Annotated in this window: 17 protein-coding genes; 14 read left to right on the top strand and 3 right to left on the bottom strand. The window is 59.1% G+C overall.

The features are described from left to right. Positions 1 to 6: 6 nt before the first annotated feature. Positions 7 to 1,665 carry a hypothetical protein gene (locus tag DW943_RS07025; RefSeq protein ID WP_147348639.1) on the bottom strand — a complete coding sequence of 553 codons (1,659 nt, stop codon included), beginning with the start codon at positions 1,663 to 1,665 and terminating at the stop codon, positions 7 to 9. A gap of 254 nt (positions 1,666 to 1,919) precedes the next feature. Here DW943_RS07025 and DW943_RS07020 point away from each other — a divergent pair, with 254 nt between their 5' ends. The 12 genes from DW943_RS07020 to DW943_RS06975 all read left to right on the top strand — a co-directional run bounded on the left by DW943_RS07020 (position 1,920) and on the right by DW943_RS06975 (position 17,247). Beyond that, positions 1,920 to 2,657: a hypothetical protein gene (locus DW943_RS07020; protein WP_117862598.1), complete on the top strand. Its 738-nt coding sequence runs from the start codon at positions 1,920 to 1,922 to the stop codon at positions 2,655 to 2,657. Positions 2,658 to 2,701: 44 nt separating this feature from the next. Continuing rightward, a complete protein-coding gene (locus DW943_RS07015; RefSeq protein ID WP_117766970.1) occupies positions 2,702 to 2,908 on the top strand; it encodes a hypothetical protein in 207 nt (68 codons plus the stop codon). A 61-nt stretch (positions 2,909 to 2,969) separates the two neighbouring features. Next, positions 2,970 to 4,103 (top strand): AAA family ATPase, encoded by a 1,134-nt coding sequence (locus DW943_RS07010; RefSeq protein WP_117862597.1) that lies wholly within the window; start codon positions 2,970 to 2,972, stop codon positions 4,101 to 4,103. Continuing rightward, positions 4,079 to 4,738: a hypothetical protein gene (locus DW943_RS10585; protein WP_199572816.1), complete on the top strand. Its 660-nt coding sequence runs from the start codon at positions 4,079 to 4,081 to the stop codon at positions 4,736 to 4,738. The genes DW943_RS07010 and DW943_RS10585 overlap by 25 nt, the downstream gene beginning before the upstream one ends. Before the next feature lie 134 nt (positions 4,739 to 4,872). Then, positions 4,873 to 8,823: a hypothetical protein gene (locus DW943_RS07000; RefSeq protein ID WP_117862596.1), complete on the top strand. Its 3,951-nt coding sequence runs from the start codon at positions 4,873 to 4,875 to the stop codon at positions 8,821 to 8,823. Beyond that, the gene (locus tag DW943_RS06995; RefSeq protein WP_117778999.1) at positions 8,807 to 10,702 is read left to right on the top strand and encodes a hypothetical protein; all 1,896 of its coding nucleotides are present in this window, start codon (positions 8,807 to 8,809) and stop codon (positions 10,700 to 10,702) included. Before DW943_RS07000 ends, DW943_RS06995 begins: the two co-directional genes overlap by 17 nt. A gap of 158 nt (positions 10,703 to 10,860) precedes the next feature. Beyond that, positions 10,861 to 11,091 carry a hypothetical protein gene (locus tag DW943_RS10380; RefSeq protein ID WP_117797533.1) on the top strand — a complete coding sequence of 77 codons (231 nt, stop codon included), beginning with the start codon at positions 10,861 to 10,863 and terminating at the stop codon, positions 11,089 to 11,091. An 86-nt stretch (positions 11,092 to 11,177) separates the two neighbouring features. Continuing rightward, entirely contained in the window at positions 11,178 to 14,528 is a 3,351-nt protein-coding gene (locus tag DW943_RS06990) for a CAP domain-containing protein (RefSeq protein ID WP_158566133.1), read from the top strand. Positions 14,529 to 14,626: 98 nt separating this feature from the next. Continuing rightward, positions 14,627 to 14,992 (top strand): hypothetical protein, encoded by a 366-nt coding sequence (locus DW943_RS10375; RefSeq protein WP_147348638.1) that lies wholly within the window; start codon positions 14,627 to 14,629, stop codon positions 14,990 to 14,992. Between the two features lie 129 nt (positions 14,993 to 15,121). After that, entirely contained in the window at positions 15,122 to 15,838 is a 717-nt protein-coding gene (locus tag DW943_RS06985; RefSeq protein WP_117635618.1) for a metallophosphoesterase, read from the top strand. A 48-nt stretch (positions 15,839 to 15,886) separates the two neighbouring features. Continuing rightward, positions 15,887 to 16,525 (top strand): hypothetical protein, encoded by a 639-nt coding sequence (locus DW943_RS06980; protein ID WP_117635617.1) that lies wholly within the window; start codon positions 15,887 to 15,889, stop codon positions 16,523 to 16,525. After that, positions 16,522 to 17,247, top strand: a complete 726-nt coding sequence (locus DW943_RS06975; RefSeq protein ID WP_117862594.1) for a metallophosphoesterase — start codon at positions 16,522 to 16,524, stop codon at positions 17,245 to 17,247. The genes DW943_RS06980 and DW943_RS06975 overlap by 4 nt, the downstream gene beginning before the upstream one ends. Positions 17,248 to 17,262: 15 nt before the next feature. Here DW943_RS06975 and gluQRS read toward each other — a convergent pair whose 3' ends face one another. Further along, the gene (gluQRS, locus tag DW943_RS06970; protein ID WP_255415008.1) at positions 17,263 to 18,381 is read right to left on the bottom strand and encodes a tRNA glutamyl-Q(34) synthetase GluQRS; all 1,119 of its coding nucleotides are present in this window, start codon (positions 18,379 to 18,381) and stop codon (positions 17,263 to 17,265) included. 395 nt (positions 18,382 to 18,776) lie between these two features. Between gluQRS and DW943_RS06965 the strand changes: the two genes are divergently transcribed. Next, positions 18,777 to 20,720, top strand: coding sequence for a DUF2207 domain-containing protein (locus tag DW943_RS06965; protein WP_158566131.1), 1,944 nt, complete (start codon positions 18,777 to 18,779; stop codon positions 20,718 to 20,720). Positions 20,721 to 21,172: 452 nt separating this feature from the next. On the opposite strand, the gene DW943_RS06960 is transcribed toward DW943_RS06965, so the two are convergent. Further along, complete coding sequence (locus DW943_RS06960; protein ID WP_117862592.1) at positions 21,173 to 21,814, bottom strand: N-acetyltransferase; 642 nt, start codon at positions 21,812 to 21,814, stop codon at positions 21,173 to 21,175. 271 nt (positions 21,815 to 22,085) lie between these two features. Here DW943_RS06960 and purH point away from each other — a divergent pair, with 271 nt between their 5' ends. Continuing rightward, entirely contained in the window at positions 22,086 to 23,693 is a 1,608-nt protein-coding gene (purH, locus tag DW943_RS06955; protein ID WP_117862591.1) for a bifunctional phosphoribosylaminoimidazolecarboxamide formyltransferase/IMP cyclohydrolase, read from the top strand. Positions 23,694 to 23,792: the final 99 nt, after the last annotated feature.

Raw genomic sequence — 23,792 nt, 5'->3', positions numbered from 1 at the left:
CAGTCGCTACATCGTTTCCTTACTCGCGGCGTAATGTTCCGCCTGCTTAAGGGCGTCCTCGTAGGCGCGCTGCTTTGCTTCGTACTCTAGCGCGTAGCGCTCCTGCTCCGCTCGCCCGGGAACAGGCACGGTCATGCTTCGCAGGTCCATTGGGGCAAGTTGCACAAGCGCGTCTCCGTGCGAGGTGTCCGCCAGTTTCTTCTGCCCCTCATCGGACGACAGGTATGCCAGGACAAACTGGGCAAGCAGCTCGTCCTCAAAGGTAGCGCAGAACATGGCGTCGCAGGGGACAATGCTCTCAAACAAAAGACCGCGCTCCACGGGGCGCTCAGAACCGACAGAAAAGTGGCCTGGCGTGATGAGGGCAAGCTTGAATGGAGGCCCGACGCGTGATATGAGAAGGCTCGCCTCGCGGGCGTCGATCGGTTTGGCCTTCCGAAAATCTTCGTAGTCTACACGGCTTACATCGTAGATATCTGTATCGGGGACACGCTCAAGTACATCTTCTGCGGCAATGATTGCGCCATCATGAAGATGCTTTAGCGACAGGTAGTAGCAGTCGTGCTGTTGGTAACTGTCTGTCGGATCTGATTCGGGCAGTTTGGTTACAACGCTGCGGGCGGTGCCGCGGTAGATTGGCGCTAGCGACCCAAGGGGGATGAACATTCTCTCGTCGAACGATCCGCTCTTTGTATTGGGTAATAGGGGATAGATGCCGTTGCCCTGATCCTCGAGCCGATGCCAATAGACTGGATTCTTTTGATCGCCGTAGGCTCGGTCGACGGAATCGAGGAGCTGGTGCAGAATCTCATCGGTCATTTGCTTGTCGTCAAAGCTCCTGCCGTCAAAAAGGAAATACGGATCATTGGGCTCGCCGTCGCCAATAAAGAGCAGCGCGCGACCCTCGGCCTTTTTGGCAATGGTGTTGGGAAGAAGCACAATGCTCTTTAGCAGGCCGAGGTCACAAAGAAGGCGACGTCCATCTACGGCTCGCGCCAGATTGAACAGACGGTCAGAAATCTGAATGACGGCCGTAGCGTGGGGCCGTGAGCAGGCAATGGATGCCGCAAGAAAGATGTAGTACCACTCAGTGACCGAAAGCAGATCGGGGATGCCTGCGCTGCGTTGCAGCTGCTTCGAGCGCGTTCTGAGGAAATCCAGGACTCGCGCATTTGCCGCATCGATAGATGCCGGGAATTGGGATAGCGGTCGTAGCTCGGGGGGCCTGCAGTAAATGAGTGCTGATTCGTACGTGTGAGAGGCTGCGTCCTGCTCGTAGTCGTATAAAAAGATATTCTCCTCGATGGCAGTAAACGTCGACGTCGGGACTTTGACTCGGTTTTTGCAAACGCAAGCGGGCACATAATCCCATTCGTCGGTTGCTTCGTTGTAAACGCGGTCCTCAAACTCAAACGAGGCGGCCGAAGGTCGCTTGAGGTCAATCCCCAAAACAGACCACGAGGGGCCATCGACGTGCTCGCTCGAAAACTCAAAATCGCGACAGCACAGTTCAATGAGCCTTTTCGTTCTCGACGAAGGCTGATATTTCTCGACCATATGAGACACAAGATCCGATAGATATCGGCTCATATATGGCTTGAGATCTTCGTTTAAGCGAAGAGTTGCAAATTCTGCTTTAGTTTTGAGCATGCGCACCTCCTGCATATTCCCTATATTGCGCGGTTCGCTGACTGGCCCGTCGCGGCTCAATTGCCTTCAGTCTACAAGAAGAGCAGTTGCGGCGTTTTTCAGACGGGGCACTCAAATGAAAAAGAAAAAAATCGAATGGTGCGTATGAGGCCGTACGCATTGGGTAATATTTCGCTAGATACTAACACTAAGAGATTTGCATATCTCCTAGTTGTATCAAGCTACAGTGGATAAACCAACTAGTTGTTTCAGCAACGAAAGGCCAGCTAATGAACGTATACGACACGTATAGGATCGAGCCAGACGCTCTCAAGAAGCCAACAACAGTGAATATTTTCGGCATGATTCTGCAAACCCTCTTTGCGGTTGTGCTGTACGTTGTCGCCGTCGACATGATGTGCTTGCTGACGACGTGGCTCGGCGGCTTTATGTTCGAGATTGGCGAGGGCAACACGGTGATTCCGCTCCATTCGTGGCGCCTGGTGGCGTTTAGGGCGTACTGGGTTGTGCTGGGCGTGGCGGTCGTTGCGGCGCTTGCCCACAAATGGATTGTGCTGTTAACGGGAGAGCGCGAATCCGACATGTGCGAGCTGCTCGGTGCAATTGAGGGTGCGGGCGCATTTGCATCCGTCGTCTGCGCGATCGTCTGTTTGCTGGGCTGTGCCGCCGCATTTGATTGGTGGGCTGGCGTTACCGGAAAGATGGCTTCGGATTCCCGCGCCAATGATTATCTGCTTTGGGCTGTTGTCTTAACAGTCGGAACGATTGTCGAGTGGCGAATTGTCGAAGGAGTTCTCAAGGCTTTATTCCCTCATGAGTGCTTGTTCCACGGGCTTCGCTTTGCATCCGTCTGCGTGGTTACTCCTCTGCTTGCGCTTGTACCCACCACGCTGGCCATCATCGTGTGCGCGCTGGTGGTGGGCCTTTTTGCCGGGATTCTGTTTGCATCGCTTGCGATCCCCGTGGTTATCGCGGTTATTGGCATTGCCATCGCTATGAGTCGCTAACCCACAACGCAATCCAAATATCTCGCATAAAGAAAGGAACGACCATGTCGGTATTCTCTGACGCTCAAAAGCTTTTGCTGCTTGCCGTACTTACCGCTCTTATGGCTGGTGCCCTGATGTACGAAGTGTTGCATCCCACACTGTTTCCGCTGCTCAAGCAGGGCATTTTGCAGCTGCTCTACCACATTCCGGTCTTTACCCAGCCGGGCAACGTGATCTATCTGGAGTCGGCGACATCGCTGGCACTGTAGGAGTTTATGGGCTCGGGGCCACGTCATAGGTAAGAAAACCAATATAGAAAGGAAAACACCCATGGCTCAGAAGCAGTATCGAAACATCGATCGCTACCGGGACCTGCTCACTCGAATTGCGCCCTCGCGTCTGGTGGAGCAGACGCGTCAGAGTGTTATTGGCCACGAAGGAAGCTTGGAGGCCTTTGTGACGGCGCTGAGCTTTGAGGTCAACCGCTGCGTGATGTTGGCACGCGGCGCCGATCCGCGCGACGTTCTTTCGCCCGCCGCCATTTTGGTGATGGGTTCCACTGGTACGGGAAAGACCCACACCATCAAGGCCGTGGCAGATGCCGCAGGGCTCAAGCTGTTCGTGTTCGATGTCTCCACCATGACGGGCGAGGGCTGGCGCGGTGCCAGCATGATCAACTGCCTATCGCAGGTCGCGGACTATCAGGCTGCGAATCCCGGTGAAATTTGTTTGGTGCTCTTTGACGAGTTTGACAAGGCGGTTCGTGTCGAACCCGATGGGGGAGAAGTTGCATCGAGTTTTAGTCCATCGCAGTCGTTCCTTAAGCTTTTGGAAGGCGGGGAGATGCCGTTCGAATGTGATACCTCCAAGAGTGCGGCTATTAAGACGCTCAACCTCGATCAGGTTGTCTGCATTTTGGGCGGCGCCTTTATGGGCTTGGACGCTCTGGTGCGCAAGCGCCTGGGTGACAAGTCTGGCACCACGGTCGGCTTCGGATCCTCGTATGCCGCCGTGCGCACCGCCGCAAAATCGGCAAACGAGCTGCGAGACAGTGCGACCATCGAGGATGTTGAGACTTGGGGTATTATGTCCGAGCTGTGCGGGCGCATTGGCTCGGTGATTAACTTTAACGCCTTGAGCGTGGACGATCTGGTCCAGATTGCGTATGAACAGTACCTACCCAAGCACAACAATATGATGGGAAATGGCGCCAAGATGGAGCTGACGGCAGATGCTGCTCGCCTTGCGGCGAAGCGCGCGGTTAAGGAAGGTGCCGGCGCGCGCGGCATGCTCCGTCAGCTGCGTCCCCTTATGATGTACGCCTGGAGGGACATGCGGGAAGATACCTATATTTCCCGTGCGACCTTGGTCGTGAGCGACGGGGAACTTGCGGTTGCGTACGAGCGCTCTCATGAGCCGCGGGGTTTTTGCAGGAAGAGATGGGGGAGAATTCGCCCTTTCTGAACGGGAGGGAGATTGAAGCCCTGGCGCTGGTGAACAGCTGGATGGAGCATGAGGACAAGGACGAGCATAGGCCGTATCAGCCCGAGCTTGCTTGGCTGGCGGATTTGATGGACGGCTCGGCGCTCGACAAGATCGTGCAGGGCGGCAAAGCATTCGATCTTGCTGGGGTCTTGTTGCGCGGCGTTCCGTTTGATGGGCCGGAGCGCATTGCCGCCCACGAGCTGCTTAAGGCGTGCGCCTGCTACAACGACGTGCTCTATGCCGATCAGGACAAGTATCGCAACCTTGCCCAGGTGCTTATGCTCACCAAATTGGTGTACAAAAAATCGCCCGATTGCTTGCTGAGCCCGCTCGATGTGGTTATGAACGGCACGACTACGGGCAACGGTTTTCAGGGTCTTGGCGAGTGGGTCGATGCCATGAGCAGGTCCGAAAAGCCTTCGTTGGAAAAGTGGCAGTACCTGGCGGCCGGGGAGGCCCTGCGGATTTACGACCACTTTAGCAAGCGCCCCGACCAGGTTAAGGAGCTTGCCGCCAAGGTGTCCCTGATGCGTGTCGCCCTTGCAGTGATGGACGTTGAGGAGCGTGAGGCATTGGAGTGCGATCTTAAGAAGCTGCTCGCTTCGTGCGAGTAATCGCCGACTGTTTCTCTTTCTTTTCTTTCCCTTTCTCGGCGGCATAGACGCCGCCACCTCAACCACCTCGCGTGAGTTTTTGTCCGCACGGGATGGTATTCAACACATGCAACAACTAAATCGGAGGTTTGACCATGGCTACGTGGGAACTCAACTGTCAATCGATGCTGTCGTCTGCGGGCGACAAGGAGCTTGCTCCCTATCTTGCACGTCAAAAGGCGATGCGCGAGTTTTTTGAGCGTGCGCTGTTTGTTCCCCAGGATCAGGACGGCGCTAAGGACCAGGACAACAACGGCCTGTACTTTTTGGGCGCCACGACGGGCTCGGGCAAAAACTACACGGCCGAGCAGGTCACGGCCGACCTGATTGCCGGCGGCTGGGATGAGTCGGGCTGTTTTAACAAGTGTCCCGGCCGCCGTACCTTGGTGTTTGTTGTTCCGGGTAAAGACAATCGCGACAACTATGTTGCAAGCGTGCGTGAATTGTTGGCTGGCCAGGGCATGAGTTGTGATGAAGCGGCACGCATGGTGTTCGATCTTCCGCGCGCGGGCGAGAACATTCTGAATTGGATTGAGGCCACCCGCGGCAAGGGTGCCGTGGGCGTGCGCGAAATCTCGTGTCCCATCGAAGCAGATGACGAGAGCTCTCATCGCGTCATTAAGCGAGCATGGCGTAACACTATGGAGGTTGCCGATAACCTTCTGCACATTCTTGATACAAAGAAAAGTCTGGGAAACGTTGTCGATTGTCTGACCCCCAGCCTGTGGGACAAGCTGTCGTTAGCCGATGCGAGCCTGCGTTGGGCAGTGAGTTGTGAACTCAAGAACATTACGCGAGGCATGGAGGTAATCCCTCAGATTTGGCCATCTGCGCTGCTCAACGACGAGAGCATGCCACATGTGATTGCCCTTACACCCCAAAAGCTCGTCAACAGAATCGATACGGTGACCGGTCCGGGCGTTGTGCTCTTTAACGCGGCGGCTGCAGAGAAGTGCCTATTCATCTTTGACGAAATCGACCACATGAAGGCTGACATGCTGTCGACGCTGACGGACGACCCCGTGACGTTTCAGCCGGATGAGGCGCTGCGCATCCTTGATCGTCATTTTAACGGCGGCGTGGTGGACCCCTTGCTGTTGGGAAATCGAGATCAATGGATGGCGGTCTACACACACGCTTCTACGTCGGGCGATCACAAGGGGTCGAATGCCGAGAGGAACAGGGTTTCGCGAGCGAGCGTAGAGGAAGCTGCCGAAGGAATCGCCAAGGATGCCGAGAATATTCAAAAGGCACTCGCCTCCTGCATTAAGGAAATGAAACTGCGCCCGCCTTTTGCGCTGTCTGACGAGGCAAAAGACGAGCAGCTTGCCGGTCGTCGTCTGTTTGGCAGTGATGATGTCTCGGTGGGCGATAACTCGGTAAACCCGTTGTGCTACAAGCTCAATGAGGACGGTACCCGCAATATGATTACGGCTCATGGGGCGAATGGACAGCAAACCGTTAACAAGGCGGTTCGTCGTGCGCGCGGCGTCGTTAGGATGGTAGTAGGTCACCTTGCCATCTGCGCCAGCCTTATGGATAGCCTGTATTACGGCAGCATTTCGTACAAGGACGATCTTTCGCGCAAGAACATCATCGATGCGCTGGGCATTAGGAACGACCAAACCAGTGAGAAATGCTTTTGGAATGCGTTGATGATGGCGCTGTTCTTTAAGAACCGTAAGAACGACGATATTGATGCAGCCGATGACTCGATGTATGCGCATGGCGTTGACTACCTAGTAATGGAAACCACACTAGACCATATGTTAACCACGTACCTAACCAGTCATGGCATTGAGCGCATGCCCGAGGCATACTTGGCCTCCATTGCTGCCAAAGCGCCCTGTGTGTGCATGAGCGCAACATGGAGCGCGCCGACCGTAAAGAACTTTAACCTGGATTACCTCGATGAGGTTCACGGCGTGGTTCGCAAGGATATGTGGATCGGCGAGCTCAACCAAGAGATCGTACGACAGACCAAGCTGTTTAACAAACGGGCGGCAAAGACGTACGACATTGACGTTGCTTGGGTTGACGAGGACAAGAATCTTGCCGGTATGGCTGCGTTGGCCGGCGGCGCTTTTGGCGGCGCAATCGTATCGCCCGACGAGACGTACGGGTGCGCGATGGAGTTCTTTGGCGGAATTGGCGTGAGTGAAGGTCTTGCGGTGCGTCTGCGCCGAAAGGTTGCCGATAGGGTGGGCACGAGCGATGCCAAAAGCATCGAGTTTGAGCTGGAACGCCTGAGTAAAGCGCTCGTTGCCGTGAGCGCCTGGGCGCGCGGCGTCGCGCGCAACGAACAGCAGGCGGGTGCCGTTTTTACCACCCGTCACATGGGAAACCATGGCGACTTTAATAGTTTGGCGCTGGATCTTGGCCGAGAAATCGTTGCCGAACTGGTGATTCGGAACGTTAAGCGTCCCGAGGCGTCGTACGAGGAGTCGCTCGCGGAGGCCAAGGATATGGTGCCGTGCTTTAACGCTGCAGAATGGGATACCGGCTGGGACGATACTCAAAAGCGCCTCGAGATGGGCCAACCAACCCTGATGTTCATCAATTTGTCGGTGGGCGGTTTTTCAAAAAATCTCAAATACAAGGTTCCGGAGAGCCTGTGCCGTATGGTGCGACAGGTTGATTGCGGCTTTGAGAGCATCGACTGCCGTCCCAAGATGGATCTTGACTTTCTGTACATTGAGTCGCCCACAAGTCGCTTGACCTGGGGTGTTGAGGTTGACTCAACGAAGTTTGTCCAGCAGGCGCTGCTCGGTGTGATCGAGCAAGAGGAGCTGGTGGCGCGCGGAGAGGTCCCGTTTACTCAAAAGCGCCGCAACGTACGACTGTTGCTGTCCGGAGCCAAGCAGAGTCTGCCAGTTCGCGACACCCTCTCGTATCAGGTCGAAGGTGCCCGCATTGTGGCGCAGGCGGTGGGTCGCTTGATGCGTACGAGCGTAAAGATGCCGCACGTGCAGGTGATGCTCGATCGCAAAATCGCCGGCGATTGCGACTTTTCGTTCCTGCACGATTTGCCGATGGGCTACGAGCTGGAGCAGGTGGTTGGCGCCTGCGCGGCCGTCAACAATCACATGGCGGACAAGAAGCAGCACGCTGCTAACAAACAGCAGAACCTTGCTGCCTTTAGGAACAACCTGGCGAAAGAGAAGCACGAAAAGCTGGCATGGAAGGTTACCTCCCTCGATGCGCGCGAGGAAGATCTGGCCGCCTTCGATGGCGAGCGCGACTTTTATCTGCATCATTTTTGCCTGCCGTGGGAGGACCTCGCAAGCTATCCTGCGCGCAAAAGCACCGCACTGCACATGCCGTTTGCCGCGAGTGGCTATGCGTATGCGCAGGGCGGAGCGTGTAAGGTGCCGCATTTTGAGTTTCCCAGCTATGAGGGTGAACCTGTCGAGCAGATTGCTGCCCGCCTGGAGGAGCGCTGCCGCTATAACGAGGGCCTTGAGGGCGCGAAGGTTCGCCAGGTAAGCCAGGCGGCGGCCCGCGTGCCCGAGTTGCTGTCGATTCGGGAGGTGCGCGAGCGTTGGTCGCACGACGGGGTGCCTGCGGCGCTGCAGCCGGCGGCGACGGCGCACATGACGCCCTATATGTTCCAGGCGGTGTACCTGGGGGGACTGGGAGAGTCTGCTGGTAGGGCCGTCTTCGAGGCGTATTATGACGGCCGCTATTCGCTTGCTCGTGGCGATGCGGCCCATGCCGAGACGGGCGGCGATTTTGAGGTGCTCGATGCCGCTGGCAACAAGACCGGGGTGTGGATCGATTTTAAGCACTATCGCATCGGCACCTACGAGGCCTACAGGCGCAGCGGCGGCGAGACTACGGATGCCGAGTGCTTTAAGGCAAAGGCTCAAAAGGTTGGGGCAAAGCGCCTGCTGATCGTGAATGTTTTGGCCGATGAGGCGGCGCTGGAGCTTCGTCAAAAGCCAATCGATGACGTGGGAATGGTCTACTCCTTCCCCTATATGGCAGCTGATGGAGCAATCAGTCTGGAGATGATGGAGGCGATCGGCCGTGCAATCGAAGCATAACCAGCCGTGTGGCCTGGGAGACATCGCTGTGTCCGAGCTTGTGTTGCAGCTCGATGCCGCGGCTGCCGAGAAGCGCTACTCGGTCTTTTGGTGCAACGTTGGCGATGCAGGCAAGCATGCCGTGGCGGACTTTATGGCCGATGTGTGCCAGACGGGCAAGGTCGTGGCGCTCACCCAGCTCGAGGACAACCGCGTCTTTCTGATGGTCAAGGCGGGCGCGCAGACGGGCGACCTTAACGCCCCGCTCGCCCATGAGCAAATGGTTCCGATTAAAACTCATTGGGACGAGCTGGAAGATTGCGTCGTGTTGCGCCTGCTATTCAACTCTTGCTCGCAGTTTGAGGGGGTCGAGGACGAGATTCCCAATGACACGGGACACCTGTATGTCATTAGTGCCAAGGGCGACCGCCGCGACGCCATTGAGGAAGCAGGAACGGGCCCTGCCAAGATTGAGACGGTCGAGACTGTTATCAACGAGGACTGCACCTTTGAACTTAAGATCCGAACGTTTGCCAAGCGGCGGGTGCTCATCGGTCGTGCGGCAGGCGACAAGCTGGAACTCGAGAAGATCAACAGCCAGGTGGGTTACAGGCTGTCGCCTGTGGCTACGGTGGTGCTGGCTCACGGACAAAGCGATGAGTATATCCTGCGCCGTGCCAAGGGCGATAAGCCGTCCAAACGCCGTGACCTTACGTTTTCTGCCCAGGCGGAAAAGGTCGCCTATACCAAGAAGGGAATCCTGTACCGAGAGCTGCAGATTCTTGAGCGTCGGTACAGCGATTTTGCCCAGATATCGCTCAGGGAGTATCCGCGCAAGAGCTTCTACGAGGTTCTGAAAAGCGACCGATACGCCCATGTGGTTGCGGAGCGTTCGTTGGGGCGGCGGGTTGTGGTTTCGTTCGCGGGTGACGGGCTTGATAGGGTAGCGCGCCAGTTGGCCGATCGGCTCAACGATTCCTCGTGGGGCGTGCGCGCGTCGTATGGCGGCAGGGCTGTTGATCCGCTGGCGTGGAATATCGTTGTGGTAGCCAACGAGGTCGCCGAGGACGATGGCTATGCTCTGCACGCTGGCGTGGTGGAGCAGCATGTGACGCCGGATGTGTGCGAGCCGCTGGTTAAGGCGATGCCGAATACAAAGGTACGGGGCGCACAGGAGGGAATCCTGGGAGCCATGCTCAAAGAGCTGCTGGTAAAGCAGAACGTCGTCGACGGACGGATGCAGGCGTTTGACCTTGGCTCTTTTGGCGTTGAGTCGGTGACGGTCTGCGGCGTGGTCAATGTTCCGCGTAAAGAGGAAGACAAGATTGAGCTGGATGCGCGCCTTGCAACGCTAACGATTGGTGCTGACGGGGCCATGGACTACACCTCGCATTCCATCGAGGATGGTCCCGTGGACGAGATAGAGCTTGAGCTGTTGACGGCCGACGGCAAGCTCGACAAGGATGCCTATATCTTTGACGTGCGGGCAGGTGGACAGTCTATGCTCGCGCGCGTGCGCGATACGGGCTTGACGACCTTCTCTAACAACTTTGCGACCTTGGTGCGCGATTACCAGCTTACGGGCAAAGCGGGCCGTAAGAAGGAGTTTTTCGAAAGCTACAACTCGCCCTATTACGGCATTGGAACGTTTGAACGTGCAGGGATGACCTGCTACTTTGTGGGCGTCAACAACGGCACCAAGGAGGACCTGGCGACGGCGATTCATGTGCGCTCGATTGAGGTGCTCGAAGGCGACGATCTGTCCGAGCTGCTGGTTCAGCTGGTCAATGTGGGGCTTTCGCGCCACGGAGCTCCCTCCAGGTGGCCGATTCCGGTGAAGTATCTCAACGAATGTGCCGCGCGTGAGGGCGCGGCGGGGGAGCCTGGTATTTGCTCGTGAGGAAACAGAGGAAACAGATTAGCTATAAGCGCTAGAATAATAAAAATGTTCTTGCAACATGCAAGCAGAGCGCATATACTACAGTCATAGCGTATGAGATGGGGTCTCTAAAAGAGGCCAAGCACAGCAATTTGAGTTTATGTGGACGGGACTTGAGCATGAGCACCAGCAATTTCTCCTTTAACAACGGCAATATCGATTTCATTAATCTCGAGACCATTTATGGCCGTACTGACCGTTCTCGCACAGAGAACTGGCCTGTATGCCTAGGTGAAGAGGCGCCAAGTGGCGAAGATCTCGAGTATTTGGATGAGATTGAGCGCGAGCGGAACTATGAGTTTGGCTTTTGCGAATGCCAGGTTCGCCGCGATTCAAATCGCTCAATTTAATTACCCCGTTATCACCTCTTTTTAATGGGGCAAGTTGGATCGACTATCTGTGTCAAACAACGGCTCACCGTGGGAAGGAATCGACAATGAGCAAGAATATGAACAAGGACATGGACGGCAAGGCTTTGGGTAAGGCCAAGGCGGCTGGACGCGTGGTGACGGTTGCTGCGGCGACGATTGCCATGACGGGCGGCTCGATGCTGTCGCCCCTGGTCGCGGTGGCACAGGATGCGGATGGCGTTGGCGCCACGGGTGCAACGGCTGCGGTGATGTCGCCGCTGACGAGTACTGCGGCCGCCGGTACTGGCGCGGGTGCCGTGTCTGCAGCGCAAAAGGTCGCCGACCTGCAGGCTGCAGTTGATGCGGCGCGCGCTAAAGCTGCTACCGCCAAGGCCGATCTGGAAGCGGCTGCCGCTCCCTACGATGCTGCCGCCGTCAACCAGCAGCAGGCGCGGGGCGCCTATGACGCGGCCCGCGGTGCGAGCGATAGCGCGGCCTCCGCTGCTTCGGCCGAGCTGGAAAAGCAGCTGGGCGCTGCGCAGGACAAGGCCGATCAGGATGTCAAGGCGTTTGAGGACGCTCAGGCTGCGCTCGATGCTGCCAAGAAGGAGCTGGCGGACAAGGATGAAGCCCTGACTGCTGCCCAGAGGGCATCCCGTGATGCCCAGTCTGCGCTTGAGGCCGCACAGGCTGCTGCATCCGATGCTACGCCCGAGGCTGTAGCTGCCGCCCAGGCTGCCGCAGGGCAGGCTGCGAGTGACCTGGAACAGGCGAAGCAGCAGGTCGTTGATGCGCAGGCCAAGCTCTCGGATGCTCAAGACGCTGCCACTGCCGCCGCTGCCAAGCAGCAGGACGCGCAGGGCAAGCTTTCGGCAGCTCAGCAGGCAAAGGCCGCGGCAGATGCGGACGTGGATGCCGCGCAGACGAGCTATGACGCGGCCAAGGCCGATCTGGATCGAGCCGAGCAGGGCGCCGCGGGCCCGGAGTACGAGGCCGCCAAGGCAAAGGTGGCTGCTGCGTCCGAAGCGCTGACGGCCGCCAAGGCCGCGCAGTCGAAGTGCGAGAGCGAGCTTGCTGCCGCTGAGCAGGACGTTGCCGCCGCCGAGGGCGAGGTTCAGACTGCTCAGCAGGCAGTTGCCGATCAGCAGCAGGCCGCTGCCGATGCCCAGTCAAAGCTGGATGCCGCCGCTGCTGCCAAGACCGCTGCCGACGCCGCTCTTGACCAGGCCAAGACCGATCATGCCAGTGCGCTCACGGAGCTGGCCGATGCCCAGGCCAAGCTTTCGGCGGCCAAGGACGAGAAAGACGCTGCCGACAAGGCGCTCGATCAGGCGAAGGCCCAAAAGCAGCAGGCCGACCAGGCTGTGGCTCAGGCCCAGGCAAAGCTCGATGCCGCTCAGGCAACGGCGAATGCATCGGCGGAGAACTACCGCCAGGGTGCCATCGCATTCTTTAAGAGTGTGGGTGCCGACGATGCGGCGGATATCATCCTCAACTGCAAACTCGCTGGCTACAACAAGGTGGGCGAGGAAGTCGACGCGACGAGCCTGACCAATATGAAGCAGGCGGTTGTGTGGCTCAGAGCGTGCAACGAGTATCGCGCAAGCGTTGGCCTAGGCGAGCTCAAGGTGACATATGCCATGATGGCGACCGCCATCGCCGACGCGAACTTCTCCGATACGAAGGTCGCGCACGCTCAGCAGTTTAACGTGGGCGAGAATGTGGCGTGGAACTACGGAAGCAATCCGTTTAAGCAGTGGGTCGATCAGGAGAAGGCCATCTTTGATGCTGCCGCCGCCTCGCTGGGCGCGTCGGGCCTTACGGGAAAGGCCGCTTACGATTTCTATACAGCGCATAGCTCCCAGATTGATAACTACGCCGCACTGCACGGTGGACCAAACCCTTCGGTCGGACATTACATCAACGTGATCAACCCCGATTACACCGTGACGGGCATGGGCGTTTGCACGCGAGGGACGCTGTACGGGAGTACACAGGCGCAAACATTTGTATATTCTGGTCAATGGTATAAGCCGTATAACCTCAATCCGATGACGGTTGCAGAGTATGAGGCTGCGTTGAATGCGTGGTGTGACTCGTTGGCAAATCCCGAGCAGGGCGTGGATGCGGCACGCAAGGAGCTTGCTGTGGCGCAGGGCGTTGCCGACGATGCCGGCAGCAAGGTGAGTGCAGCATCGCAGGCCGTTGCAGCAAAGCAAACCCAGGTTGAGCGCGCTGCCGCTAACGTTGATGTCGCGGCAACCAAGGCCTCGGAGGCCCAGGCTGCCGTGGCGCAAAAGCAGGCTGCAGCTGACGCCGCCGCGCGTGCCGTCAGCGATGCCCGCGCCGATTTGAGCGCTGCCAACGCCGCTGTTGCGGCAGCGCAGGACGCCGTGGCCGCCAAGTCTGGCGAGCTCGACATTGCCAAGGGCAAGGTGGCTGCTGCCAAGCGCGCACTGGACGCCGCTCGTGCCGGTGTTGGCGACAAACGGGATGCACTTGCCGCGGCCCAGGATGAGCTAGCGGCGTACTCAGCCGATATCGCCGCTGCTCAGCGTGCGTTTGATGCGGCGTCGTCTGCACTCGAAAGCGCGCGTGCCAATCAGCGCGAGGCGGAGGCCGAACTTCTTGCCACCCAAGGCGATGCCGATCAGGCAGGCATCGATGCTGCTGCCACTCAGGTGGAGCTCGATATGGCGCAGCGGGCTGCAAGCGATGCCGACGCCGTCGTGGCAACGGCTCAGGCAAAATCTGATGCAGCTGCCGCCCGCGCCCCTCAGCTTAAGAATGCCGCCGCAGCACTTGCCAAGGCCACTGGGGACAAAGCGACTGCCGATGCCGCGCTCGATGCAGCGGCGATGGCCGTGAGCGATGCCGAGTATGACGTGGTGGAGGCTGACGATGCCGTGGTGGATGCGACTGTCGCGCGCGACGCCTCTGCCGCCGCGGTTGCCCGCCTGCGCAGAATCAATATTGCCGAAGCCATTGTCAACGGCAGCACAGACGATGCGGACGAGGTACTTAACGCCAAGATCGCTGCGGCCCACGATGCCGCCGAGCGTGCCGCGACCGCCAAGGCCGAACTCGATGACGCCGTGGCTGCGACGGATGCCGTGGCGCCGGCATACTTGGAGGCGCTCGCCAACTACACCGCCGCCAAGGTCGAGCTCGACCAGGCTATTGCCGAGCTTAACGCCGAGATCGCTCGCCAAGAGGCCGCCGACCGCGGAAACGGCGAGCAGACCCAGCCCGTCACGCAAGTGACGTACCAGGCCAAGCATGCGGAGGCAAAGACCGAGGCCACGACTTGGCAGACGGCGATGCCCGCCACGGGCGATGCGTCCGAGCTGCTGGGTGAGACCTTCGTGATCGGCGGCACGGTCCTGGTGGCCGCCGGCGTATTCCTGTCCGATAAGCGCCGCCAGCTGATCCGTTAGGGACGGAGGAAAACGGATCATTTTCGGCGCGCGCCGCAAGGGATAGGCCCTGCGGCGCGCGCCGTTTTTAATCTTCGAGATTGATTATGGAGGGACATATGCAAATCAGAGGAGAAGCTGCGATTGCCTGTGGGTTCATGGCGGGCCTGGCAACGGGGTTGCTGTTCGATGGATGTTTCGACAGCTATATCAATCGATTCTGCGATTTTGGTTTTTCGAGAGGCAAGCCTTGGAAAACAGCGCCAGCTCGTCAAGAGGTGGCCGCGCCCATCGAGCCCCGCAGTGTGGATACCTCAAAAATCAAGGTAACCGTCACCAAGAACGGCAAGATTTACCACCGTTCTGCGGGATGCAAAAACTTGTCCCGAAACGCCATTAAAACGAGCGTGCCATTGGCAACCGCACTCAAGCGAGGCAAGACGCCCTGCCCAACATGCTGCCCGCCAACAGTGTGCTCGATCTAGTTTTTTGGGTGTTTGATCCGTTTGGATGGAAGAACGAGGGGTAAGCCCTAAGGGGTGCGGATGCCGGGGCTGATCCGCAATTTCTGCCATCGATTTGTCTAGAGTCGCACAGCACGGAGGTGCCGCTTAATGTCCATTTTCGTTACCGGAGACGTTCACGGTGTTGCCGAGTACGGGGCGAGCCGCTTCTCGTCGCGCGTTTGGCCATTGGGCCGTACGCTGACGCGCGATGACGTGGTGATCGTTGCCGGCGACTTTGGCTTTATATGGAGTGGCTCAAACACCGACAAATACTGGCTCGACTGGTTTGAGTCCAAGCCCTGGACTACGTGTTTTGTCGACGGCAATCACGAGAACTATCATCTGCTGGCGGGGCTGCCGATCCGAGAGTGGAACGGGGGCCTCGTTCACGAGGCTCGCCCGCATGTGCTGCACCTGATGCGCGGAGAGGTGTTCGACATCGCGGGGAACACGGTGCTCGCCATGGGTGGCGCCGCGAGCCATGACAAACAGTGGCGCCGGGAGGGAAAGACGTGGTGGCCCGAGGAAATGCCGAGTGAGAGCGAGATGGAATACTGTCGCGCCTCGCTCGATCGTGTGGGCTGGAAGGTCGACTATGTTGTGACTCACGAGGCGCCGGTCGATTTGGCAGACGAGCTGTGCATGGAGTGCAATCGCGAGTTCTACGACGATTCGCTGCAGGCCTTTTTGGGCGAGCTCGACGGGCGACTCGACTACCGCACCTGGTTCTTTGGCCATTACCATGACGATGAATGGCGCGACGACAAGCATCGCCTGATCTACCAAGATATCGTGCCGATTGAGGCGCGATGCACCGATGAGTAGGGTGGGGCGGCGAGTGGAAATTCTGGGCAACAGCGTTAGGAGGTTCCCATGATCTGGTTTACCAGCGATACCCACTTTGGACACGAGAACATGCTGCGGCTCGCCGACAGGCCTTGGTCGACTGGTGCGCAGATGAACGACGCCATGGTCGCCAACATTAATAGCAAGGTCGCTTTGGACGACGAGCTTTATATTCTGGGCGACTTCAGCTTTAAGATGACGGTGCAAGACGCCTACGAGCTGCGTAAGAGCATTGCATGCAAGCACGTCCATCTGCTGCCTGGCAACCACGACAAAGACTGGACGCAGCCTGCGGTGGCGGATGCTTTTATCGTCGAGCCGCCCATTTGTGTGCTCAAGATCGACCGCCAAAAAATCGTGCTGAGCCACTATCCCATGGTCGACTGGCAAGGCATGTCGCACGGCGGCTGGCATCTTCACGGACATATCCACAGCTGCGGCGGCGCGTACAACACGTTCAACCTTAGGCAGGGGCTGCTGCGCTATGACGTGGGCGTGGACGCCAACGGCTACGCCCCGGTGAGCCTGGAGGAGCTCAAGTCGTGGTTTGCGCAGGTCGACGAGCCGGCGTGTTGCGTTAAATGGCCGTGGTGGGTCAACGCCACGGGCGACGAGCAGATCGAGCACGATCTCGAAGCCTATAAGAGGGAAGTGGTGATCCGATGACGGTTTATGTGACGGGTGATGTCCACGGTGGCATCGACATGCAAAAGCTCCGCGACTGGGAGCTTGGGGATAGTCTGACGAGCGACGACTATCTGATTATCGCGGGAGACTTTGGCTTTCCGTGGGATTTTTCTGCCGAGGAATGCGCCGATATCGCCTGGCTGGAGTCGCGCCCCTATACCGTGCTGTTCGTCGACGGCAACCACGAACGCTACGACCATTGGGCGGAGCGCCCCCTGGAGTTGTGGCACGGTGGACTGACGCAACGCCTGTCGGACACCTCGCCTATACGGCGCCTGACGCGCGGCGAGGTTTTTGAACTCGACGGCTCAACGGTCTTTACCATGGGCGGCGCCACGAGTGTGGACAAGGAATACCGCATCCCGTATTCCAGCTGGTGGCCGCAGGAGCTGCCGGGCGAGCGCAACTTTGAGGAGGCGCGGGCAAAGCTCGATAGCGTGGGCTGGAAGGTCGACTACGTGATCACCCACACCTGCTCCACGCGCATGCTCTCGCCCACGCTCTATCCGGCACCTGGCTGGAATTATCCAGCTGTCGATCGGCTTACGGCATTTTTCGACGAGCTGGAAGATCGCTTGGACTACAAGCGCTGGTACTACGGGCATTTTCATCGGGATGCCAACCCGGCCGAGCGCCACACCGTGCTCTACGACTGCATCGTTCGCCTGGGCGGCGAGCTCCAGCCCTGGGACGTTGCGTAGGGGTGGGGTGCCTGATTACTCAGCCGTTACGGTAATGTTCTCCCTGTGCTTGCGGATAACATCCCAGCTAAAATGCTCGACCAGCTGCTCGGCAGAGCGCGGCGTGGTGCCCGGCGCGATGCCCGTTTGCCCGGCGAGCCAGCCCAGCAGCGCTTCGGGCGTGCCAAAGCGGGCGCGGAGTTCGCCCAGGTCCAGATCGCGGTCTCGTTTGGAAAGGCGGCGGCCGTCCGGTGCCATGAGCAGCGGAATATGTGCGTAGTGCGGCGTGGGCAGTCCCAACAGGTGCTGCAGATAGATCTGGCGCGGCGTGGACCCCAGCAGGTCGCATCCGCGCACGACCTCGGTGACGCCCATGGCAGCGTCGTCGACCACCACGGCTAGCTGATAGGCAAACACGCCGTCGCTGCGGCGCACCAAAAAGTCGCCGCACTCGGTGGCGAGTGCTTCGCATTGGGCGCCGTACGTGCGATCCACAAATTCGATCACGTCGTCTGCGAGGTCGTCGACGGTGGGCACGCGCAGACGTGTGGCCGGGGCGCGCAGGGCGCTGCGGCGGGCCACCTCCTCGGCCGAAAGACTTCGGCAGGCGCCACGGTAGATGGGCGTGCCGTCGCTCGCGTGCGGTGCACTCGCGGCGTGGAGCTCGGCGCGTGTGCAAAAGCAGGGATAGGTGAGGCCGGCGTCTTTCAGCCGGCGCAAGGCGCTCTCGTACAGGTCTAGGCGGTCGTGCTGGTAGTAGGGGCCTTCGTCCCACTCCAGCCCCAGCCAGGCCAGGTCGTCAATCAATTGGGCGGCAAGTTCCGGGCGCTTGCAGCGATCGTCCAGGTCCTCAATGCGTAACACGATGCTGCCGCCCTGGCTGCGGGCCGAAAGCCATGCGCACAGGCAGCTGAACACGTTGCCCAGGTGCATACGGCCCGAGGGCGACGGGGCGAAGCGCCCCACGACGGGCGCGGGAGCGGCCGGCGTCGTTGGCGCGTCGGCGGCGGTTGTTGCTATGTTGCGTGCGTTGATGTCCATGCGGACGAGTATAGCGCGGGGCGTGGTGGGGGAGACGCTGCCGTGGCCTGCAAGTTGCTGAGGCCACACGTTGCGCGTGCCGGACCACCGGCTCGGCGCCTTAATCGTCGTCAATCAATCTAGCCCTCAAACGACAGAAACCCCGGCAGCTCTTCGCAACTGCCGGGGTTTCCGCGGAAAAGGGGGACATGATCCTCAAGCGGACGGCAAAGGGGCAAACCGTTTTCGCTCAACTGCTTTATGCCCTTCGACCGCAGGCTCAATCAGCGTATTCCGCGGCAACACAAAGCCGCTACACCTGTGACGGAGCTGTGGAGTGGTATCTATCGTTGGCGCAGGCCATGCCAAGGACTGTCCCAAACTGCCGGCAGATAAGGAACGTCCCTAAGTGCCAGACTCGGGTGGGACTTTTGTCCCATTTGACGTTCCGTTGGCCCAGATATTCGTCATGTGTGCCCGCAAACGTGGGACAATGGCGATGTTGGTTTTACAGACAAAAGGATGTGCCTATGAACGCCCCCGTTGCCAATGCCTGCCGGCAGCGCCGCTTGTTTGCGCGATTCGTTTCCGTCTGCGCGTTTGTCGCGTTTGCGCTGCTGCTGCTTCCCGCCGCCGCGTGCGCCGACGGCTACTCCATGACCCAAACCTATATCGGCGCCACGGTCGAGGCCGACGGCTCGCTGACCGTTGTCGAGGGGCGCCAGTTTGATTTCGACGACGACATCAACGGCGTGTTTTGGGAGATCAATACGGGCTCCAACCAGCAGGGTGGCTCGGCGGGCGTCGACGTGCTGAGTGTCGAGGAAGAGGACACCGCGTTTAACAAAGTCGATAGCGCGAATAAGGGTGACTCTGGCGTCTACACGGTCGAGCAGACTGGTGACGGCGTAAAGATTAAGGTATTCAGCCCTCACGAGAGCGGCGACAGCGCGACCTATTACGTGAGCTATACCATGACCGGTGCGGTCATGAACTGGGCCGATACCGCCGAGCTCTACTGGAAGTTCGTGGGTGACGGCTGGTCTGCGGATTCCGACGATGTCGAGATGGAAGTGCGCTTCGCAAATGCCGCTGCCGGGACGGCGGCCGTCAAGGGCGATAACTTCCGCGCATGGGGCCACGGCCCGCTGACGGGCGACGTATCGCTCGATGCGGACGAACCCATGGTCACCTATACCATTCCCTGCGTGCATCAGGGCGAATTCGCCGAGGCACGCATCGCCTTCCCCAGCGACTGGGTGCCGCAGCTTGCCGCCTCGGGCGAAGAGCGCATGTCAACGATCCTGAGCGAAGAGAAGGAATGGGCCGACGAAGCTAACGCCCGCCGCGCTCGCGCTCGCATGATTGCCAATGCACTTGCCGTGCTAAGTGTTGTCGCGGCGGTGGCCTTTACCGGCACAATCGTTGTGCTCAAGCTGCGCAAGCCCAAGCCCAAGCCGCTTTTCCAGGACGATTATTTCCGCGATGTGCCTTCGGCCGACCATCCCGCCGTGCTTTCGGCTCTCATGAGCTGGAACGAGGTGCCCGATCAGGCATATATCGCCACGCTCATGAAGCTCACTGACGACCGTGTGATCAAGCTGGAGCAGGCGACCGTGACTAAGGCCAAGAAGGGTCTGTTGGGGCGTGAAAAAGAAGAGCAGACGTATCGCGTGACGGTGAGTGATGCGGGCTGGAAATCGGCCAAGGGCATTGACCACATGGTGCTCAAGGTCTTCTTTGCCGGTGCTAAGCCCGACGAGAACGGCGATCACTCGCGCACGTTTGACGAGCTGCAGCACTACGTCAAGCAGCACGCTACGCCCGTGGGCGACAAGCTCGAGGACTATCAGAACACCGTTAAGGGCAAGCTGGCCGATAGCGAGTACGTTGCCTCGGACGGCATTGTCGCAATGGTGTTTTGCCTGGTTCTTGGTATTCTGATTGCCTTTGTTCCCGTGGGATCCATCTTCTTTACCGACGGCGCACGGGCGAACATTATCGCCGCGGTTATCTCGGTGCCGATTGTGCTGGTGGGTATTGGCGTGGGCCTTACGTTCCGTCGCTTTACGCCGGAGGGCGCCGAGGTGGCGGCTCGCTGCAAGGCGCTCAAACATTGGCTCGAGGACTTCACGCGCCTAAAGGAAGCCGTCCCCGGCGATCTGGTCCTGTGGAATAAACTTCTGGTGATGGGTGCGGCGCTGGGCGTTTCGAAGGAAGTCCTGCGTCAGCTTGCCGAGGCTGTTCCTCCCGAAGTGCGCGAGGCCGACGGTTTCTACGACAATTACCCCTGCTACTGGTGGTACTACCATCACTACGGAAACCAGTCCCCGCTCGATTCGTTCGATGACGTGTATCACGAGAGCATCCGTGAGCTGGCTTCGAGTTCCGATAGCTCGAGCGGCGGCGGAGGCGGTGGCTTCTCGGGCGGCGGAGGCGGCGGCGTCGGCGGAGGCGGCGGCGGAACGTTCTAGCGAGCGCTTGCTTTGGGGTGGATCTTTCTGTGCGGTTGCCAGGGAAGATTCATCCCATTTTTGTGCATCGAAACGGGCCAAACTTTCCGCTGAGGACCTTCGCGCTAGGGGCAGTGGACAAAAAATACCAAATATGAGTACTGTTGCTGCGATGGTCGCATATGTTTGCACATAATAATGGGTTTCTAATGAGAGTATTTCTCGTTAGGAGCCCATTTTATTGAACATTTGGGGAGCTATGTCAGCACGTGCAGCTGGTCGTCATGCCTACAAGCCTCAAAAATGCCCCAAATCGCTGCTACTAAAAAGGTAACAGTACTCATATTTGATGTTTTTTGACCACAGCCATTTGCAGACCCTCTAGGCTATTCATTGGGGACAGACTTAAATGACCAGTCGTTGGGGATCAGTCATTGGGGACGTTCTTAAATGACTAGGCGTGGCTGCTGGGCCTAGACGGTTAGGTCGAGTTCGTAGAGGAAGCTTTCGCGCGGCATGGCGTGGCGGCGTTCTTCGCGGTTGGCGCGGTGCGTGGCGGTGCGCTTAAAGCCGTGCAGCTCGTAGAACTTCCACGAGCAGTTGGAATCGGTGTACAGGTGTGCGCTGGTCGCCCCGCACGAGGACAGATGCGAGATTGCGGCGTCGAGCAGCACCGATCCCACGCCCAGGCCGTGGACGTCGGGGTCGACGGCGAGCAGCGTGACCTCGTTGTCATGCGGCAGTGGGCTTTTCTCGAGCAGGCGGTTGTTGGTTCGAATAGTGGCGCGCACAAACGAGAGATACTCGGCGCACGACTCGGGTTCTAGCTCACGCATCTGCGACAGCAGTGCACGCTCAGTATCCATCCAATGTTCCCTGACGGCGGTGCCGGAGCTCTGTCCCGCACGCGCAAGCGAAATGCCGCGCGCCTGGCCGTCGATGACGGCAACCTGAGAAAACGTCGACGACGAAAGGCAGTAGGCGAGGTCGCATGCGGCCTCAAGGCGGTTGTACTCATCGTTATCCGAATTGTTATGCCAAAGCTGCTGCAGAATCAGCGCGATAGCGTCGAAGTCTTCGGTGTCAAACGGTCGGTAGAGAACCCGCGAGACCATAGTGCCTCTTTCTTTTGCGGATGCATATCGAGCACAGTTCTACCACGCCGTTGGCATCTAATTATGGTGCCCCTGTGTTCCATGAACTCACCGCGCCCGACGCCGCGCCCTCCACTCGCGAGCTTTTTCTGCACATGCGACCGTTGCGGGGTGCAACGTCGCGCTCGATGCGCTACATTGAATCAGTATTTTCAATGCCGCTGCGCGAGCGCTGCAGATCGACGTATCACCGACTCACAGAGCACGGCGGCGTACCAGACAGGAGGACTGCATGGGATCTGATGTGAAGATCGCACGCGCGTTGATCTCGGTTACCGATAAGACGGGCGTCGTCGATTTCGCACGGACGCTGGTCGATGACTTTGGCGTCGAGATCATCTCTACGGGCGGCACGGCTCGTGCCATCGAGGACGCGGGCGTTCCCGTAACCCCCATCGAGGAGTTCACGGGCTATCCCGAGATGATGGACGGCCGCGTTAAGACCCTGCACCCCAAGGTTCACGGCGCGCTGCTGGCCCGCCGCGATTCCGAGCAGCACATGCAGGAGGCCGCTCAGCACGGCATTAAGCTGATCGACCTGGTCGTCGTCAACCTGTACGAGTTCGAGAAGACCGTTGCCAACCCCGAGGTCACCTTCGCGGATGCCATCGAGCACATCGACATCGGCGGTCCCTCCATGCTGCGCTCTGCTGCCAAGAACGCCACGAGCGTTACCGTCATCTCCGATCCGGCCGACTACGACGCCGTCCTGGCCGAGATGCACGAGACCGGCGGTTGCACCACGCTTTCCACCCGTCGTCGCCTGCAGGTGAAGGTCTACCAGACCACCGCCGCCTACGACACGGCTATCTCCCGTTGGCTTGCCGCCCAGGCAAGTGACGTGGCGGATACCTCTGCCAAGCTCGAGATTTCGCTGGAGAAGGTCGACGACCTGCGCTATGGCGAGAATCCTCAGCAGAAGGCTACGGTCTACCGCTTTGCCGAGGGTTGCGAGAACACCGCGAGCTCGCAGTTTCCGCTCGTGGGCTCCGAGCAGATCCAGGGCAAGCCGCTCAGCTACAATAACTATCTGGATGCCGATGCCGCTTGGAACCTGGTCCGCGAGTTCGACGAGCCTGCCTGCGTGATCCTCAAGCACCAGAACCCCTGCGGTTCCGCCGTTGCCGAGGACATCACGGCCGCCTACGATCGCGCCTTTGCCTGCGATCCCAAGAGCGCCTTCGGCGGCATCATCGCCTGCAACCGCGAAGTTCCCTTTGAGCTGGTTGAGCACTTCGCCGACCAGAACAAGCAGTTCGTCGAGGTCATCATCGCCCCGAGCTATACCGCCGAGGCGCTCGAGCGCATGGCCAAGCGCCCCAACCTGCGCGTGCTGGCTACCGGCGGCGTGGACCACGGTGCCCATGTGGAGCTGCGCTCCATCGACGGCGGCATGCTGGTGCAGGAAGTCGACCACGTGACCGAGGACCCCGCGACCTTTACGTTCCCCACCGACCGCAAGCCCACCGACGCCGAGATGGCCGAGCTCGAGTTTGCCTGGAAGGTCTGCAAGGGCGTCAAGTCCAACGCCATCCTGGTCTCCAAGGGTAAGGCCGGCATTGGCATGGGCCCCGGTCAGCCCAACCGCGTGGATTCCGCGTTGCTGGCCTGCGAGCGTGCTGAGGACTTCTGCGAACGCGAGGGCGTGGAGAAGGGCGGCTTTGCCTGCGCAAGCGACGCGTTCTTCCCGTTCCGCGACAACGTCGACGTGCTTGCCGCGCACGGCGTGACCTGCATCATTCAGCCCGGCGGCTCCAAGCGCGACGACGAGAGCATCCAGGCCTGCAACGAGCATGGTATTGCGATGGTCTTCACCGGAGCTAGGCATTTTAGGCACTAGAGGCTTTCCCAAGCACCCGACCTTGCCCCTCAAACCGTCGCTTGCGTACATTTAGTACGCGGCGCTCCTCTTTCGGGGCAATCTCGGGCACTTGGAAAA

The organism is Collinsella sp. AM44-11 (assembly GCF_003467145.1).
Lineage (GTDB): Bacteria > Actinomycetota > Coriobacteriia > Coriobacteriales > Coriobacteriaceae > Collinsella.
This window is presented reverse-complemented; position numbering and strand designations above follow the sequence as displayed.

Coding starts and splice junctions, on each gene's coding strand:
- DW943_RS07025 (WP_147348639.1), bottom strand. CDS start 1,665: ATGCAGGAGGTGCGCATGCTCAAAACTAAAGCAGAATTTGCAACTCTT.
- DW943_RS07020 (WP_117862598.1), top strand. CDS start 1,920: ATGAACGTATACGACACGTATAGGATCGAGCCAGACGCTCTCAAGAAG.
- DW943_RS07015 (WP_117766970.1), top strand. CDS start 2,702: ATGTCGGTATTCTCTGACGCTCAAAAGCTTTTGCTGCTTGCCGTACTT.
- DW943_RS07010 (WP_117862597.1), top strand. CDS start 2,970: ATGGCTCAGAAGCAGTATCGAAACATCGATCGCTACCGGGACCTGCTC.
- DW943_RS10585 (WP_199572816.1), top strand. CDS start 4,079: ATGGGGGAGAATTCGCCCTTTCTGAACGGGAGGGAGATTGAAGCCCTG.
- DW943_RS07000 (WP_117862596.1), top strand. CDS start 4,873: ATGGCTACGTGGGAACTCAACTGTCAATCGATGCTGTCGTCTGCGGGC.
- DW943_RS10380 (WP_117797533.1), top strand. CDS start 10,861: ATGAGCACCAGCAATTTCTCCTTTAACAACGGCAATATCGATTTCATT.
- DW943_RS06990 (WP_158566133.1), top strand. CDS start 11,178: ATGAGCAAGAATATGAACAAGGACATGGACGGCAAGGCTTTGGGTAAG.
- DW943_RS10375 (WP_147348638.1), top strand. CDS start 14,627: ATGCAAATCAGAGGAGAAGCTGCGATTGCCTGTGGGTTCATGGCGGGC.
- DW943_RS06985 (WP_117635618.1), top strand. CDS start 15,122: ATGTCCATTTTCGTTACCGGAGACGTTCACGGTGTTGCCGAGTACGGG.
- DW943_RS06980 (WP_117635617.1), top strand. CDS start 15,887: ATGATCTGGTTTACCAGCGATACCCACTTTGGACACGAGAACATGCTG.
- DW943_RS06975 (WP_117862594.1), top strand. CDS start 16,522: ATGACGGTTTATGTGACGGGTGATGTCCACGGTGGCATCGACATGCAA.
- DW943_RS06965 (WP_158566131.1), top strand. CDS start 18,777: ATGAACGCCCCCGTTGCCAATGCCTGCCGGCAGCGCCGCTTGTTTGCG.
- DW943_RS06960 (WP_117862592.1), bottom strand. CDS start 21,814: ATGGTCTCGCGGGTTCTCTACCGACCGTTTGACACCGAAGACTTCGAC.
- purH (WP_117862591.1), top strand. CDS start 22,086: ATGGGATCTGATGTGAAGATCGCACGCGCGTTGATCTCGGTTACCGAT.